The organism is Streptomyces sp. NPDC024687, from assembly GCF_055559055.1.
The window spans coordinates 175088-189715 of sequence record NZ_JBVHLJ010000010.1 but is presented as its reverse complement, the minus strand read 5'-3'; the positions used below and the strand labels follow the sequence as shown (position 1 = coordinate 189715).

General features: G+C 71.5%; 15 protein-coding genes. 8 read left to right on the top strand and 7 right to left on the bottom strand.

Annotated features, from left to right (window positions below; genetic code table 11):
- Positions 1-73: 73 nt before the first annotated feature.
- From ACZ39I_RS33310 to ACZ39I_RS33280, 7 genes are all read left to right on the top strand, one after another.
- Positions 74-1306 carry a cytochrome P450 gene (locus ACZ39I_RS33310; RefSeq protein ID WP_467248649.1) on the top strand — a complete coding sequence of 411 codons (1233 nt, stop codon included), beginning with the start codon at positions 74-76 and terminating at the stop codon, positions 1304-1306.
- Positions 1307-1359: 53 nt separating this feature from the next.
- The gene (locus ACZ39I_RS33305; RefSeq protein WP_451473735.1) at positions 1360-1554 is read left to right on the top strand and encodes a ferredoxin; all 195 of its coding nucleotides are present in this window, start codon (positions 1360-1362) and stop codon (positions 1552-1554) included.
- Positions 1551-2738, top strand: coding sequence for an NAD(P)/FAD-dependent oxidoreductase (locus ACZ39I_RS33300; protein ID WP_467248648.1), 1188 nt, complete (start codon positions 1551-1553; stop codon positions 2736-2738). Before ACZ39I_RS33305 ends, ACZ39I_RS33300 begins: the two co-directional genes overlap by 4 nt.
- Positions 2739-2802: 64 nt before the next feature.
- Positions 2803-3318, top strand: a complete 516-nt coding sequence (locus ACZ39I_RS33295) for a MarR family winged helix-turn-helix transcriptional regulator (protein ID WP_467248647.1) — start codon at positions 2803-2805, stop codon at positions 3316-3318.
- 221 nt (positions 3319-3539) lie between these two features.
- A complete protein-coding gene (locus tag ACZ39I_RS33290) occupies positions 3540-3920 on the top strand; it encodes a DoxX family protein (protein ID WP_393601752.1) in 381 nt (126 codons plus the stop codon).
- Positions 3917-4384, top strand: a complete 468-nt coding sequence (locus ACZ39I_RS33285; RefSeq protein ID WP_467248646.1) for a peroxiredoxin — start codon at positions 3917-3919, stop codon at positions 4382-4384. The genes ACZ39I_RS33290 and ACZ39I_RS33285 overlap by 4 nt, the downstream gene beginning before the upstream one ends.
- A 64-nt stretch (positions 4385-4448) precedes the next feature.
- On the top strand, positions 4449-6797 hold the full coding sequence (locus ACZ39I_RS33280) for a SpoIIE family protein phosphatase (protein ID WP_467248645.1): 2349 nt from the start codon (positions 4449-4451) through the stop codon (positions 6795-6797).
- Positions 6798-6806: 9 nt separating this feature from the next.
- On the opposite strand, the gene ACZ39I_RS33275 is transcribed toward ACZ39I_RS33280, so the two are convergent.
- The 3 genes from ACZ39I_RS33275 to ACZ39I_RS33265 form a co-directional block, all read right to left on the bottom strand.
- Positions 6807-7241 carry a cupin domain-containing protein gene (locus ACZ39I_RS33275; protein WP_467248644.1) on the bottom strand — a complete coding sequence of 145 codons (435 nt, stop codon included), beginning with the start codon at positions 7239-7241 and terminating at the stop codon, positions 6807-6809.
- Between the two features lie 109 nt (positions 7242-7350).
- Positions 7351-7932 (bottom strand): DNA polymerase ligase N-terminal domain-containing protein, encoded by a 582-nt coding sequence (locus ACZ39I_RS33270; protein ID WP_467248643.1) that lies wholly within the window; start codon positions 7930-7932, stop codon positions 7351-7353.
- Positions 7933-7973: 41 nt separating this feature from the next.
- Positions 7974-8804: an aldo/keto reductase gene (locus tag ACZ39I_RS33265; RefSeq protein ID WP_467248642.1), complete on the bottom strand. Its 831-nt coding sequence runs from the start codon at positions 8802-8804 to the stop codon at positions 7974-7976.
- Positions 8805-8898: 94 nt separating this feature from the next.
- Here ACZ39I_RS33265 and ACZ39I_RS33260 point away from each other — a divergent pair, with 94 nt between their 5' ends.
- Positions 8899-9963 (top strand): LacI family DNA-binding transcriptional regulator, encoded by a 1065-nt coding sequence (locus tag ACZ39I_RS33260; protein ID WP_467248757.1) that lies wholly within the window; start codon positions 8899-8901, stop codon positions 9961-9963.
- Positions 9964-9984: 21 nt separating this feature from the next.
- Here ACZ39I_RS33260 and ACZ39I_RS33255 read toward each other — a convergent pair whose 3' ends face one another.
- The 4 genes from ACZ39I_RS33255 to ACZ39I_RS33240 are packed head-to-tail and all read right to left on the bottom strand — an operon-like array spanning position 9985 to position 14607.
- On the bottom strand, positions 9985-11352 hold the full coding sequence (locus ACZ39I_RS33255; RefSeq protein WP_467248641.1) for a glycoside hydrolase family 32 protein: 1368 nt from the start codon (positions 11350-11352) through the stop codon (positions 9985-9987).
- The gene (locus tag ACZ39I_RS33250) at positions 11349-12182 is read right to left on the bottom strand and encodes a carbohydrate ABC transporter permease (protein WP_352389877.1); all 834 of its coding nucleotides are present in this window, start codon (positions 12180-12182) and stop codon (positions 11349-11351) included. Before ACZ39I_RS33250 ends, ACZ39I_RS33255 begins: the two co-directional genes overlap by 4 nt.
- A 56-nt stretch (positions 12183-12238) precedes the next feature.
- Positions 12239-13201, bottom strand: coding sequence for a carbohydrate ABC transporter permease (locus ACZ39I_RS33245; RefSeq protein WP_467248640.1), 963 nt, complete (start codon positions 13199-13201; stop codon positions 12239-12241).
- Positions 13198-14607, bottom strand: a complete 1410-nt coding sequence (locus ACZ39I_RS33240) for an extracellular solute-binding protein (protein ID WP_467248639.1) — start codon at positions 14605-14607, stop codon at positions 13198-13200. Before ACZ39I_RS33240 ends, ACZ39I_RS33245 begins: the two co-directional genes overlap by 4 nt.
- Positions 14608-14628: the final 21 nt, after the last annotated feature.

The window sequence follows — 14628 nt, the reverse complement described above, 5'->3', positions numbered from 1 at the left end:
CGAGGCCTCGACCACTTCGCCCCGGCGCTCCGCCGTCCCCTCCCGCGGAGCACCCCCACCACCGAGGAGAACCATGGCCGACTCCCTGGCCGGTCCCGCGCACGACGCCGAGGGCACGGCCCCCGAGTTCCCCATGCCACGCGCCTCCGGCTGTCCCTTCGACCCGCCGCCCGGCCTCGCGGAACTCCAGAAGGAGGGACCGCTGACGAAGGTCCGGCTGTGGGACGGCAGCGAGCCGTGGCTGGTGACCCGCTACGCCGAGCAGCGGGCGATCCTGGGCGACGCCCGGGTCAGCGCCGACACCGACCGGCCCGGCTACCCGGCCAAGGCGAGCGCCGAGGCCGGTGACGGAAAACTCAGCTTCATCATGATGGACGACCCCGAACACGCCCGGCTGCGCCGGATGGTGACGGCACCGTTCGCCATCAAGAAGGTGGAGGCGCTCAGGCCCGCCGTGCAGCGGATCGTGGACGGCCTGGTCGACGACATGCTGGCGGGGCCCCAACCGGTCGACCTCGTCGAGGCGTTCGCCCTGCCGATCCCTTCGCTGGTCATCTGCGAACTGCTCGGCGTGCAGTACGACGACCACGCGATGTTCCAGGAGAACACCAAGACGATGGTCCGCACGACCGCGAGCCCCCAGGAGCGCGGCGGGGCCACCCGGGAGATCGCCGGATACCTGGCCGGTCAGCTCGCCGAGCGGCTCACCGAGCCCAGGGGCGACCTGCTCTCCGACATCGCCGGACGCGTCGCCGCCGGGGAGCTGACCCACGGGCAGGCCACGGAGATGGCGCTGCTCCTGCTGATCGCCGGGCACGAGACCACCGCCAACATGATCGCGCTCGGCACCGCCGTCCTCCTCGAACACCCCGACCAGTTCGCCCTGTTGCGCGACACCGACGACCCGAAGCTGGTGGCATCAGCGGTCGAGGAACTGCTGCGCTACCTCCACATCACGCACCAGGGGCGCAGGCGCGCGGTCACCGAGGACATCGAGATCGCCGGCCAGGTCATCAAGGCCGGCGAGGGCGTCATCATGGTCAACGAGATCGGCAACCGCGACCCCGAGGTGTTCGAGGACCCCGACCGCCTCGACCTCACCCGTGACGCCCGCCGCCACGTCGCGTTCGGCTTCGGCGTCCACCAGTGCCTCGGCCAGCCGCTCGCCCGCATGGAACTCCAGGTCGTCTACGGCACCCTCTACCGGCGCATCCCCACCCTCAGGCTCGCCTGCGCCCTGGAGGACGTGAAGTTCAAGCACGACGCGTTCATCTACGGCATCCACGAGCTGCCGGTCGCCTGGTGACGGCTTCTGCACCGCACACGAGCCACAACCACGAGAAGAGCGAGGGGAATCCCATGAAGGTGGAGCTGGAAGCCGACAAGTGTGTCGCGTCGGGGCAGTGCGTGGTCGCCGCCATGGAGGTGTTCGACCAGGACGACGACGGCATCGCGATCCTCCTGACGGACGAGGTCGGCGAGGACCAACTCGACGACGTCAGAGAAGCCGTCGCGGTCTGTCCGGCCGCGGCCATCCGGCTGGCCCGGCAGTGAGGCGGATCGCCGTCGTCGGTGCCTCGGCCGCCGGGCTCGCGGCGGTCGAGACGCTGCGCCGCGAGGGGTACGACGGCACGATCACCCTCATCGGCGAGGAGCCCGAACTCCCCTACGACCGGCCGCCGTTGTCCAAGCAGCTCCTCGCCGCGGAGTGGGAGGCCGACCGGCTCGCCCTGCGCACCTCGGCCGACCTCGCCGCGCTCGACCTCGACCTGCGGCTCGGAGTCGCCGCGGCGGGCCTCGAACTCGCTGCCCGCACAGTGCGGTTGGCCGACGGCTCCGAGGTGCCGTACGACGGACTGGTCATCGCCACCGGCGTGCGGCCTCGCCGTCTGCCCGGTGAGGGTGCGCACGTGCTGCGCACCCTCGACGACGCGCTCACCCTGCGGAAGCGGCTGTTCCCGGGGCAGCGGCTGGTCGTGGTGGGCGCCGGTTTCCTCGGCGCCGAGGCCGCCGCGGTCGCCTGGCGCCTGGGTGTCCGGGTGACCCTCCTCGAACCCGCCGCCGTACCGCTCGCCCACGCGGTCGGCACGGAGGTCGGGCGGTTGCTGGCCCGGGCCCATGTGGACAGGGGCATCGACCTGCGCTGCGGGGTAACCGTGACCGAGGTGACCGAGGAGGGCGTCCGGCTCGCCGGCGGGGAGGTCGTCGAGGCGGACGAGGTGCTGGTGGCCGTCGGATCGCTGCCCAACACAGAGTGGCTGGAGGACAGCGGGCTCGCGCTGGGCGACGGGGTGGCGTGCGACGAGTACTGCGAGGCGGCGGAGAACGTGTACGCGGCCGGTGATGTCGCCCGCTGGTACAACCCCCTGTTCGCCACCTCGATGCGCGTCGAGCACCGCACCAACGCGGCCGAGCAGGGCATGGCGGCCGCCCGCAACCTGCTGGCCGCTCCGGGGGCACGCAAGCCGTTCGCTCCGGTGCCGTACTTCTGGTCGGACCAGTACGACATGAAGGTCCAGGCGTACGGCTTCCTGCGCGGGCACGAGGAGGTCGCCGTGGTGGAGGGCGACGTGGCGCAGCGCCGGTTCGTCGCCGTGTACCGCACGGGGGACCGGGTCAGCGGTGCGCTCGCGATCGGCATGCCGCCCAGGGTCGTCCGGCAGTGGCGGCAGACCATCGCGGCCGGAGCGGTCTGGCGCGACACGGTCCGGTCCGAGGCGCGGACGGCCGAGGTGTGAGGGAGGCGCCGCACACCGATCGCAGTTTACTTGAGTTACGCAACAAGATGGTAAACTGGCGAGTATGTCCTCACAGCCGCTCCCCGACGTCCCCGCGTCCCCGGAAGTCATCGAGATCGAGCGGGCGCTCACCCGCATCACCTACCTGAGCACCCGTGCCCGGCAGCACGACCGGCTGATGGCCCTGGCTGGGGTGCCGCTGGACCGGGCCGCCGTGGCCCTGCTGCGGCAGGTCGCCGACACCGAGCCGATGCGTCCGGGGGAGCTGGCCAACCGCCTGGGGGTGGAGGCGTCCCACGTCACCCGTACCGTCCAGCAGCTGCAGAAGTCGGGGTACGTCACCCGCGTCCCCGACCCCGACGACCGGCGCGCCCAGCGCATCCAGCTCACCGAGACCGGCCGGCAGGCCATCGACCGCATCCGTGACGCGGGCGCCCGCGGTATGCAGCTGGCCCTGGCCGACTGGTCGCCGGAGGAGCTGCGGCAACTCGCCGGCCTGTTCCACCGCATGGTCGACGACTTCCTCTCCCACGCCGTCGACGACGAGACCCACGAGGCGACACCGGCCGGTACCGGCTGAGGCTCATCCCGCACGGGCGTGCCGTGCGGCGGGAGCGGGGCCGCGGAACAGCAGGACGCCGAGCGAGGACCACCCCATCCCTCTGTTGCCGCCTGACGCGACGGCCCGCGCGGTCCTGGGCGCCCACATCCCCCGTTCCCCCTGAGCACGCAGGCCGCCGTCCGAGGTGCTTGTACCGTCCAGTAATGTGCGCGGCAACCCCCTCACGAGGAGGAAAAACCGTGCCACGGTCCCCACGCTCACCCCTGCTGCTCGCCGGCCTGCTGGCCACCGCGGGCGTCGCCCACTTCGCCACACCGCGCTCGTTCGACGCGACCATCCCGCAGGCACTGCCCGGCAAGCCCCGGACCTGGACCTATGCCAGCGGTGCCGTGGAACTCGCGCTCGCCGCAGGTCTGGCGCTGCCGAAGACCCGGCGGACCGCCGCGCTCGCCAGCGCCGCCTTCTTCGTCGGGGTGTTCCCCGCCAACGTCAAGATGGCCGTCGACTGGCGCCACCGCCCCGCACCCCAGAGGGCGGCGGCCCTCGGGCGGCTGCCGCTGCAAGTGCCGCTCGTGCTGTGGGCACGCGGCATCGCGAAGAACGGGAAGGGCCAGGCATGAGCAAGGCGATCGAGACCGGCGACACCGTCGAGGACTTCGAGCTCCCCGACGAGACCGGCGCCGGCCGCAAGCTGTCCGAGCTGCTCGCCGACGGCCCGGTCGTCCTCTTCTTCTACCCCGCCGCGCTGACCGCCGGCTGCACCGCGGAGGCCTGTCACTTCCGCGACCTGGCGGCCGAGTTCGCCGCCGCCGGGGCCCAGCCGGTCGGCATCAGCGGTGACACCGTCGAGCGCCAGCAGGAATTCGCCGGGCGCCACACCCTCGGCATGCCCCTCCTGTCCGACGTCGACGGGAAGATACGCGAGCTGTTCGGCGTCAAGCGCGGCTTCTCCCTGGCACCCACCAAGCGGGTCACCTTCGTCATCGCCCAGGACCGCACCGTGCTGGAGGTCGTCCGCAGCGAGCTGCGGATGAACACCCACGCCGACCGCGCCCTCGAAGCCCTGCGCGCCCACCACGCGTGACGAACGGGGCCCGGTTGCCCCGTTTCGGTTGATGCGGTCCGACAATAGGACCATCCTGGACGATATGGAGCACGTCTCCGCTACGGCGGTCACCGATGCCGCAGGCATTGTGACGGGGTGGAGCGAGGGTGCCCGGCGTCTGACGGGACACACGGCCGAGGAGGTCGTGGGGCGGGCGGCCCGGGAGCTGCTCGCCGAGGGCCCGCCGGGATCGGCCATGGCCGCGCTGAAGGGGACCGTCGTACTGCGGCACCGTGACGGCTCTTCTCTCACGCGCTTCGTGGAGGCGTGCCCCGTCCTGGGCGAGAACGGCACCCCCGCCGGATACGTGATCACTGCCCGGCCGCCCGGCTCCGCCGAGCCGACCCTTGCCGGACGGGCCTTCCAGCAGGCCTCCATGTCGATGTCGGTCTTCGATCCGCGCCAGCACTACCTACGCCTCAACGACGTCGCTTGCCGGGTGATGGGCGTGTCCGAGGAGGTGCTGCTGGGCCGCCACTTCCCGGAGACCATCGAGGACGCCGAGCACAGCCGCGGGTTCAACGCCCATCTGCGCCAGGTCGCCGAGACCGGTATGCCTGTCCGCTACGAGAGCTTCACAGGCGCCCCCTCCCTCAACCGGGAGCACGCCTGGAGCATCGAGATGTGGCCCGTGCGCGACGACGACTCCGGTGAGCTGACCGGTGTTGCCCTGGCCGCCTTCGACAGCAGCGGCCAGTACTGGGCCCGTCAGCGACTGGCCCTGCTCAACGAAGCGGCGGCTGCCATCGGTACCACCCTGGACGTGGTGCGCACCGCTGAGGAACTCGTCGGACTCCTCGTGCCCCGCTATGCCGACTTCGCCAGCGTCGACCTCCTCGAATGGGTCCTGGGCGCGGACGAACCGCCCACCGTCCTGGAAGGCGACATCGCCCTGCGCCGCGTGGCGCACGGCTCCGCCCACGAGGGCACCCCCGAGGCCGCCGTCCGCCTGGGTGAGACGGACGTCTACCTGGCCTCCTCACCGCCCGCGCGCGCGGTGCGGGAGGGGCGGGCCGCCCTCAGCCAGGCCGGCGAGCCCGAGTTCATGCGCTGGGTCGCCGAACGCAACACCCGCGCCCCGGCCGGCCGCTCGTACCGCAAGGGTGTCCACTCCCTGCTCGCCGTGCCGCTCAGAGCCCGTGGCATCACCCTGGGCGTCGTGGTCGCCGTACGCATCACCCACCCCGACGACTTCGGCGGCGACGACGCCGTCCTCGGCGAGGAGCTCGCCAGCCGGGCCGCCGTCTGCATCGACAACGCCCGCCGCTTCGCCCGCGAACGCACCACCGCACTGGCCCTGCAGAACAGCCTCCTGCCGCGCGGCCTGCCAGGACAGGCCGCGGTCGAGGTCGCCCACCGCTATCTGCCCTGCGGCTCACTGGCCGGCATCGGCGGTGACTGGTTCGACGTCATCCCGCTCTCCGGCAGCCGCGTCGCCCTCGTCGTCGGTGACGTCGTCGGCCACGGCATCCCGTCCTCGGCGACCATGGGCCGCCTGTGCACGGCGGTGCGCACCCTCGCCGACGTCGACCTTCCCCCCGACGAGCTGCTCACCCACCTCGACGACCTGGTCACCCACCTCGCCTCGGACGACCGCGAGGACGACGCCGCCGAGCTGGGTGCCACCTGCCTCTACGCCGTCTACGATCCCGTCTCGCGCCGCCTCACCACGGCCGCCGCCGGCCACCCGCCGCCCGCCGTCGTCCTGCCCGACGGCACCGCGCACCTCGTCCCCCTGAGCGCGGGGCCCCCGCTCGGCGTCGGCGGACTGCCCTTCGAGGCCACGGAGATCGAACTGCCCGAGGGAGCCGTCGTCGCCCTCTACACCGACGGGCTGATCGAGGACCGGGACCGCGACGTCGACCACGCCACCGACGAACTGTGCCGCGCGCTCACCGCGAGGACCGACACCCTCGACGACCTGTGCGACACCGTCCTGAAAGCCGTACTGCCCGAGGAACCCGGCGACGACGTGGCCCTGCTGCTGGCCCGTACCCGGGCTCTCGGCGCGGACCGGGTCGCCACCTGGGACGTCGAGCCGGACCCCGTCCACGTGGCCGCGACCCGACAGGCCGCCACCGAGCAACTGACCGCCTGGGGACTGGAGGAGGCGTCCTTCGTCACCGAACTCGTCGTCAGCGAACTGGTCACCAACGCCATCCGCTACGGCGAACCGCCCATCCAGCTACGGCTGATCAGGGACCGCACCCTCATCTGCGAGGTCTCCGACGGCAGTTCCACCTCGCCGCACCTGCGGCGCGCTCACGCCTTCGACGAGGGCGGCCGCGGGCTGCTGCTGGTCGCCCAGCTCACCCAGCGCTGGGGGAGCCGGCAGACCGGCAGCGGCAAGACGATCTGGGCCGAACAGTCCCTGGAACCGCCCGACTTCTGATCGCCGCGCTCACTGGAAGGAGCAGCCGGGGTTCGGCACGTCCTCCGAGTACGGCGAGCCGTGCGGGAGCACGTACAGCACCTCCAGGACCAGCGGGGTGGTGCCTTCGTTGCGGCCGAGGTGGACGTCGCCCGGACCGCCCGGCTCGCGCACGACGGTGCCCTGCGGATAGACGCCGTCACGGGCGCAGTCGGCGTGGTAGTGGCTGAGGGTGCCCTGCTTGACGTAGCCGCGGACGACGCCGTCGTGGTAGTGCCAGCCGGTCGTCTGGCCCGGCGGGACGGTGATCTCTCTGAGGACGTAGTCGGTGTCGCCCACGGTCTTCTGGGCGATCAGCGTGCCGGTCACTCCGGGGCCGGGCGGGGTCGCCTGTGCGGTGCCGCCGACGAAAACGGTGGCGGTGACGACCGCGCCGGACAGGGCGGTACGGAGCGCGATGCGCATACGGAAGGCCTCCTGGCTCGTGTGCGTGAGCGACGACGTGTCGCAGCGTCGCTGTGAAGATAGAGGCCGGGGAGGCCCGCCGGGGCGGTATTCGGTGGATCTTCCCGGCTCAGGCCTCCTCGGCGGCGACCTGAGCCAGGGTCCGGCCGGTCCGCACCGAGCGCGCCCGGCGTGGATCGGGGGTGCCGTGCCCGCGCGCCCGTCCTTCGGCGCTCTTCACCAGCAGCCAGTTGTCCTCGCGGAAGCGGGTGAGCGCGTACGCGCCCCGCAGCTTCGTCCCGTGCAGCCGGAACGTGGCGTGCCCGCCCTCCAGCGACGTGGCGAAGTCGACGGGACGCCCCTTCTTGTCGTGGCTGAGGGGCTCGTAGGTCCCGCGGTCCCAGACGATCACCGTGCCGCCGCCGTACTCGCTCCGAGGGATCACGCCCTCGAAGTCCTCGTACTCCAGCGGATGGTCCTCCGTCGGCACGGCGAGGCGTTTGTCCTTGGGTACGTCGGAGGGACCCTTGGGGACCGACCAGGACTTCAGCACGTCGCCGACCTGGAGCCGGAAGTCGAAGTGCATCGTGCTGGCGTCGTGGATCTGCACGACGAACCGGGGCGCGGCACCCATGGAGGCCCGCCGCCCTTCCGGCTCACGAGTACGTCCGAAGTCCCGCTTGCCGTGGTAATCCCTCAGTCGCTCACTCACCTGCGGCTCCTTCCGGACCTCCCGGGTACCCCTCCCGGTGTTCAGAACTCCTCGTGCACCTCAGGGTCCCCGCCCAGGCGCCGGTGCTCACGGTCGCCGATCGCCGCCATCTCGGCCTCGGTCAGCTCGAAGCCGAACACGTCGAGGTTCGCGCGCTGCCGCTCGGGGTCGCCGGACTTCGGGATCGGCAGGGCGCCGAGCTGGACGTGCCAGCGCAGGATCACCTGGCCGGGCGTGACACCGTGCGCCTCGGCGACGCCGGCCACCGCCGGGTCGTCCAGGAGGTCCGAGCCCCGGCCCAGCGGGCTCCAGCTCTCGGTGACGATGCCCTTGCCGGCGTGGAAGGCGCGCAGCTCGTCCTGCGGGAACAGAGGGTGCAGCTCGATCTGGTTGACGGACGGCAGGACCCCCGTCTCCTTCTCCAGCCGCTCGATGTGCGCGGCCGTGAAGTTGGAGACCCCGATGGACCGTACGAGACCGTCCTCGCGGAGCCTGATCATGGCCTTCCACGAGTCGAGGAACTTGTCGACCCGGGGGAGCGGCCAGTGGATCAGATACAGGTCCACGTACTCCAGGCCGAGACGGGCGCGGGACTCCTCGAAGGAGGCCAGGGTCTCCTCGTAGCCGTGATGCCGGCCGGGCAGCTTCGTCGTCACGAGGATCTCCTCGCGCGGCACCCCGCCGGCGGCCACCCCACGGCCGACCCCGGTCTCGTTCCGGTAGTTCGTCGCCGTGTCGAGTAGCCGGTAGCCGCTCTCCAGGGCGGTGGCGACCGCCCGCTCCGCCTCGGCGTCGTCCATCGGCCAGGTGCCCAGACCCAGGGTGGGGATCTTCGTACCGTCGTTGAGCGTGTGCGTCGGGATGCTGATCACGTCCGGACCTTCCCTTGACTGTGTCGTCCCCCCAGCCTCACGGATAGGGTGAGCAATGATCAACCGGACGGGCGGGACGAGGGCAGCGGACGGCATGGGCGGCAGCGAGGACAAGCGGTCGGCGGGATCCGGGCGCCCCACGTCACGGGACGTCGCCCGGCTCGCCGGCGTGTCGCACACCGCCGTCTCCTTCGTGTTCAACGGCCGCGCCGAGGGCAACCTCTCGCCCGCCACCCAGGAACGCATCCGGCAGGCGGCCACTCAGCTCGGTTACCGCCCCGACCCCGTCGCCCGCGGTCTGCGCAGCCGCCGTACGGCCGTGATCGGCCTGGTCACCGACGAGATCGCCTCCTCGCCCTTCGCCGGCCGGCTGCTGCGCGGCGCCATGGAGACGGCCTGGGACAGGGACCACCTCGTCCTGACCGTCGACTCCGGCGGCGACCGCGCCAAGGAGGACGCGGCCGTCGCCGAACTCCTCGACCGACGCGTCGACGGGATCATCTACGCGGCCATGTCCCTGCGCCGCGTCCGCGTCCCCGAGGGGCTGCACCGCACCCACTCGGTCCTCGCCAACTGCCTGCCCGAAGACGACTCCCTGCCGTGTGTCGTCCCCGCCGAGCGGGCCGGCGGCCGTACGGCGGCCCGGTTGCTCCTCGACCAGGGGCACCGCAGGATCGCGCTGGTCGGAGGGCAACAGGACATCGCGTCCGTCGAACGGCTGCGCGGCTTCAGGGACGCCCTGCGCGCGGCGGGCGTCAACCTGCCCAAGGAGTGGGTGGTGCGCACCGGCGGCGAGATCTCCAGCGGCTACGAGGGCGCCGCCCGTCTGCTCGAAGGCGTCCCCGCCGAGCTGCGCCCGACGGGGATCTTCTGCTACAACGACCGGGTCGCGGCGGGCGCCCTGCACTGCGCGGCCCGCCTCGGCATCACGGTGCCCGACGAGCTGTCGGTGGTGGGCTACGACGACCAGGAGCACATGGCCGCCTATCTGTCCCCGCCCCTCACCACCGTCGCGCTGCCGCACCGGGAGATGGGCGAGGCCGCCGCACGTCTGCTCCTCGACGCCATCGACACCGGCCGCACGCCCTCCGCCACCGCACGGCGTATCGCCTGCCCGGTGGTAGGCCGGAGTTCGGTGGGACCGGCGCCGACGGGGTGAGGCGCGCCGAGCCGGCCGAACTCACCGCCCGTGCACGAGAGCCCGCCACGCGACCTCGATCCCGTCCCCCGACACCGTCAACTCGGCGGTGTCTCCGGGCCGCCGGTACACCCGCTCGGTGACCATCGCCCGCTCCCCGGCGAAGAGTTCGAGCAGGGAACCGTCGACGAGGACGCGCACGGTCAGTGGCCCCTCGGGGACCCGCACGACCAGAGGAGCGGAGCCGTCGGGCCTCGACCGGGGCCACCCCGAACGGTCCAGCGTCACCGTGCCGGCCGCGGGGTCCAGCCGTACTGTCAGCTCGGCTCCCGAGGCCGCCCGCAGCAGGCTCACGGTGCCGGGCGAGCGCGCGGTCACCGTCAGGTCGTACGCGCCCGGGAGAGGTCCCGGGCCCAACGGCTCGGTGGAGTGCAGGAGTTCGAGCTCCGGTGCCGGTACCAGCCGCAGTGAGCCGTCCTCGTGCACGTCCACGACCCGGGGTGCCGTGAGGACCCCCGCCCAGCCCGCCCGGTCGACGTCCTGCTGCGAACGTGCCTCCCAGGACCAGCCCCACAGCAGCGCCCGGTCCCGCTCGGTGTCCTGGAGGACGGAGGGCGCGTAGAAGTCACGCCCCAGGTCGAGGCGGCCGCCGAATCGGGGGACGAACGTCGGCCCCGCGCCCGGCAGTTGTTCCAGCCGCCCCGTCACATAGGCCGTGCCCCGTGGGTCGCCGTCCCACAATGCCACCGCCAGCACCCACTCGCCGCCGGGCGTCCGCGCCAGCTGCGGGCACTCCCACCCGGTCGCTCCCGGGCCGAAGGCCTCGGCCGCCACCGGATCCCGGCCGTCCAGCAACACCCCGGCGAACCGCCAGTCGTGCAGATCCTCGCAGTCGTACAGCAGCACCGACGGCGTGCCGTCCGCGTGCCCGGCGCCCATGAGCGCCCAGCGGCGTCCGCCGAAGCGGAAGACGAACGGGTCGCGGAACATCGTCACGTCCAGGCCCGCCGGCGGCCCGGACACCACCGGTACCGGAACCGGCTTCCACGTCACCAGATCGTCGTCCTGCGCCACCGCGAGGCAGATCGAGCCCAGCCCCGCGTGCGTGCGGTCGACACCGGTGTACACGGCTGTCGGCACACCGTCGTCGTCCACCACGCACCCCGACCAGCAGCCCGCCTCGTCCGGACCGCCGGGCGTCGGGGTGAGCGCGACCGGATGGTGCTCCCAGTGGGCCAGGTCGGGGCTGGAGGCGTGGCCCCAGTGGACGTCGGCGTGCACCGGGGCGTTCGGGTTGTGCTGGTAGAAGAGGTGGAAGCGGTCGCGCCAACGGAAGGGCCCGTTGGGGTCGTTGACCCAGTTGGCGGCCGGACGGACCCGGAAACGCGGGGCGTCGGTGTCGGGGCTCAACGGTTGACTCCTGCGGAGGTGATGCCCTCGCGGAGAGGGCGCTGGCCGACGAGGAACACGGCGACGGCGGGGATCATGGAGAGCACGACACCGGCGAGGACCACCGAGATGGAACCGGTGCCGAGGTTGCCCTGGAGCGAGACCAGACCGAGCGGCAGGGTGTAGTTCTGGCCGGAGGTCTCCAGGATCAGAGGCCGGAAGAACTCGTTCCAGTGGTAGTTGAAGGCGAGGACGCCGACGATCGCGAGCCCGGGCGTGGCCAGCGGCGCGTACACGGACCGGAAGGTCCGCCACGGTCCGGCGCCGTCCAGCATCGCGGCCTCGCCCAGGTCCTTGGGCATGCCCAGGAAGTACTGGCGCATGAGGAAGGTGCCGAAGGCGGTCGGGAACGCCGGGATGATCAGACCGAGCAGAGTGTCCGTCAGGCTCATCGACTTGAGCACGAGGAACACCGGCACGATCGTGACCTGCAAGGGGACCATCATGGTCGCGAGCACCAGGGCGAACAGCGGCTTCTTGAAACGGAAGTCGAGCCGGGCGAACGCATAACCGGCGAGCCCCGCGGTGATCATCTGGCCCACCGCGACCAGAGCGGTCACCAGCGTGGAGTTGAGAGCGAGCAGCCACACGTCGATCTGGTCGAAGACCCCGCGGTACGAGTCGACCGTCGGATGCGTCGGAATGATCTTCGGGGGCAGGTCGAAGGACTCGGCCGGGGTGCGCAGGGACGTCGAGACCGTCCAGATGACCGGCCCGAGGGTCAGCAGCGCGACGGCCGCGAGACCGGCGATCCGCGCCCAGGGGGCGAGCGAGTACCGCGCACGGCTCATGGACAAGGGTGCGGGGCTGGTCTTCAGGGTCGCTTGGCTCAAGGGACTCACCCGGCTCACTGGTAGTGGACGAAACGCCGGCTGAGCCGGAACTGGAGGGCGGTGACCGCCATGATCAGCACGAACAGCAGCACGCCCACCGCGGACGCCTCGCCGAAGCGCAGCTGCTCGAACGCCGACTCGTAGATGACCATCACGACGGTGCGGGTGGAGTCGCCGGGCCCGCCGTTGGTCAGGACGTACGGCTGCTCGAAGACCTGGAGCGCGTTGATGACCCCGACCACGGTCGCCACCAGCAGGGTCGGCGACAGCAGCGGCACCGTCACGTGCAGGTGCTTGCGCAGGCCGGTCGCCCCGTCCAGGGCGGCGGCCTCGTGGATCTCCTTGGGGATGTTGTTCAGGCCGCCCACGAACAGCAGGAACGAGAAGCCGAACTGCTGCCAGACGTAGACCAGGATCACCGCCGCCATCGCCGAGTTCTCGGACGTCAGCCACGGCACGGGGGCGATACCGATCAGTCCGAGCGCCCAGTTCACGACTCCGAAGTCCTGGTTGAACAGGTACTTCATCACCACCGAGATCGACGCCGCCGACAGCACCAGCGGGAAGAAGAACGCGGAGCGGAACACCGAGCGCAGCCACACCGGCATCCGCCCGTTCACCGCGAGCGCCAGCGTGAGGGCGACCAGCAGTTGCAGTGCCACCGCCAGCACCATGAAGACGAGCGTGTTGCGGAAGGAGACCAGGACGGTCGAATCGGTGAAGACCTCACGGTAGTTGGCGGCCCCGGCCCACTTGGGGGAGTCGATCACGTTCCAGTGGAAGAGGCTCAGTACGACCGAGCCGACGATCGGCACGACCGTGAAGACCACGATGCCGACGATGGTGGGCGTCAGGAACAGCGTGGCCAGCAGACGGCTGCCGCGGTCGCGGCCCGAGGGCCGCGCGGTGTCGGTGCCGGTTGCGGTTGAGGCCGCGGGCCGTGACGGCCGTACGGCGGGAATCTGAGTGTTCGTCATACGTCACGCTCCATGGCCTTCTCCAGATCGCTCTGCATCCGGCGCAGCGCGGGGCCCACCGAGCGCCGCGAGGACAGGGCTGTCCCGGTGTGCTTGAGCAGCACCTGCTCGACCTCGGCGACCTGCGGCGGTGCGGGGATGGGCCCGGTGTCCGGGAACTTGTCGAGGGTGTCGTAGAAGACCTGCCAGTGCCTCGGGCCGATCTCCCGGTAGCGGTCCGCGGTGAGCATCGAACGGCGGGCCGGGGTCGTCTGGTTGGTCTCGAACAGCCGCATCAAGGTGTCCCTGCGGGCCGCGAACTTGATGAACTCCCACGCCTCGTCCTGCTTCTTCGAGGTGCGCAGCAGCGCGTAACCGGCGGCGCCGAACTGCATCCGCTGGGTGCGCCAGCGGGGGAAGTACTGCACGTCGAAGCTCCCGGGCTGCATGCCCGCCAGGTGCAGACCGCCCGCCCAGAAGCCGCCGGCGGGGGTGACGCCGACCCGGCCCGTGGAGAACACCCCGATGAGGTTCTGGCCGTTGCCGCCCTCGGGGCGGGTGCACAGGTCCTCCTGGATCAGGGAGGCGAGATAGTCGTACGACTCCTCGACCCGCGCGTCCGTGGCCTGCGGGGTGGTCCACCGGAAGCCGCCCCCGCGGCCCTGACGCTCGGCGCTCGGGTAGAAGCCGTCCCACAGCCACGCGCCTCCCGGCGCCTTCGACTCGGCGAGCAGGTTGGTGCCGTTGGCGAACAGCCAGGGGACGACCCCGCCCCACAGACGGTTGGTCCAGAAGTACGGGGTGAACTGCGAGCCGCTGGACTTCTTCATGTCCCGCAGGAGCTCGGTGAAGTCGTCGCGGGTCCAGTCGGCCGCCGGGAAGCCCGCGCCCGCCCGCTTCAGCACCTGGCTGTTCAGGTACATGTCGGCCGCGTTGAACTCGACCGGCAGCTGGTAGAGGCTGCCCTCGTACATCATCGACTCCACCAGCGAGGGATGGACGTCGGCGAAGTACTCGCGCAGTTCGGCCGCGTCCCGCTTCACCCACTTGTCGAGGGCGACGCCCAGCCGTTGGGCGAAGAGCTGGACGCCCTCGGTGGCGACATAGACGAGGTCCGGGGCCGTGCCCGCCGCGATCTGGGTGAGGATCTTCGCGAAGAAGTCCGACCAGTCCGTGGCCTGCACCGCGTTGATCCGCAGCTTGATGTCCGGGTGGACCTTCTTGAAGCCCTCGGTGAGCGTGCGGATCGCCTCCGGGCCGTAGGCGGGGCCGAGGGTGGCGACGACGAGGGAGCCGTCGTCGCGGCCGGGGATGTCGGCTCCGGTGAGCCGGTCCCAGCTCGCGGCGGTACCGGCGAGCGCGGCGGCGCCCGCGCCGTAGGTGCCGTACCGCAACAGGGTGCGACGGGTGAAGTGCGAGTCGGTCATCCACAGGGCCTAACTCGTGTT

Excerpts from the sequence above, each read along its gene's own strand:
- ACZ39I_RS33310 (WP_467248649.1), top strand. The coding sequence starts at position 74 with ATGGCCGACTCCCTGGCCGGTCCCGCGCACGACGCCGAGGGCACGGCC.
- ACZ39I_RS33305 (WP_451473735.1), top strand. The coding sequence starts at position 1,360 with ATGAAGGTGGAGCTGGAAGCCGACAAGTGTGTCGCGTCGGGGCAGTGC.
- ACZ39I_RS33295 (WP_467248647.1), top strand. The coding sequence starts at position 2,803 with ATGTCCTCACAGCCGCTCCCCGACGTCCCCGCGTCCCCGGAAGTCATC.
- ACZ39I_RS33285 (WP_467248646.1), top strand. The coding sequence starts at position 3,917 with ATGAGCAAGGCGATCGAGACCGGCGACACCGTCGAGGACTTCGAGCTC.
- ACZ39I_RS33280 (WP_467248645.1), top strand. The coding sequence starts at position 4,449 with ATGGAGCACGTCTCCGCTACGGCGGTCACCGATGCCGCAGGCATTGTG.
- ACZ39I_RS33275 (WP_467248644.1), bottom strand. The coding sequence starts at position 7,241 with ATGCGCATCGCGCTCCGTACCGCCCTGTCCGGCGCGGTCGTCACCGCC.
- ACZ39I_RS33260 (WP_467248757.1), top strand. The coding sequence starts at position 8,899 with ATGGGCGGCAGCGAGGACAAGCGGTCGGCGGGATCCGGGCGCCCCACG.
- ACZ39I_RS33250 (WP_352389877.1), bottom strand. The coding sequence starts at position 12,182 with ATGAGCCGTGCGCGGTACTCGCTCGCCCCCTGGGCGCGGATCGCCGGT.
- ACZ39I_RS33245 (WP_467248640.1), bottom strand. The coding sequence starts at position 13,201 with ATGACGAACACTCAGATTCCCGCCGTACGGCCGTCACGGCCCGCGGCC.
- ACZ39I_RS33240 (WP_467248639.1), bottom strand. The coding sequence starts at position 14,607 with ATGACCGACTCGCACTTCACCCGTCGCACCCTGTTGCGGTACGGCACC.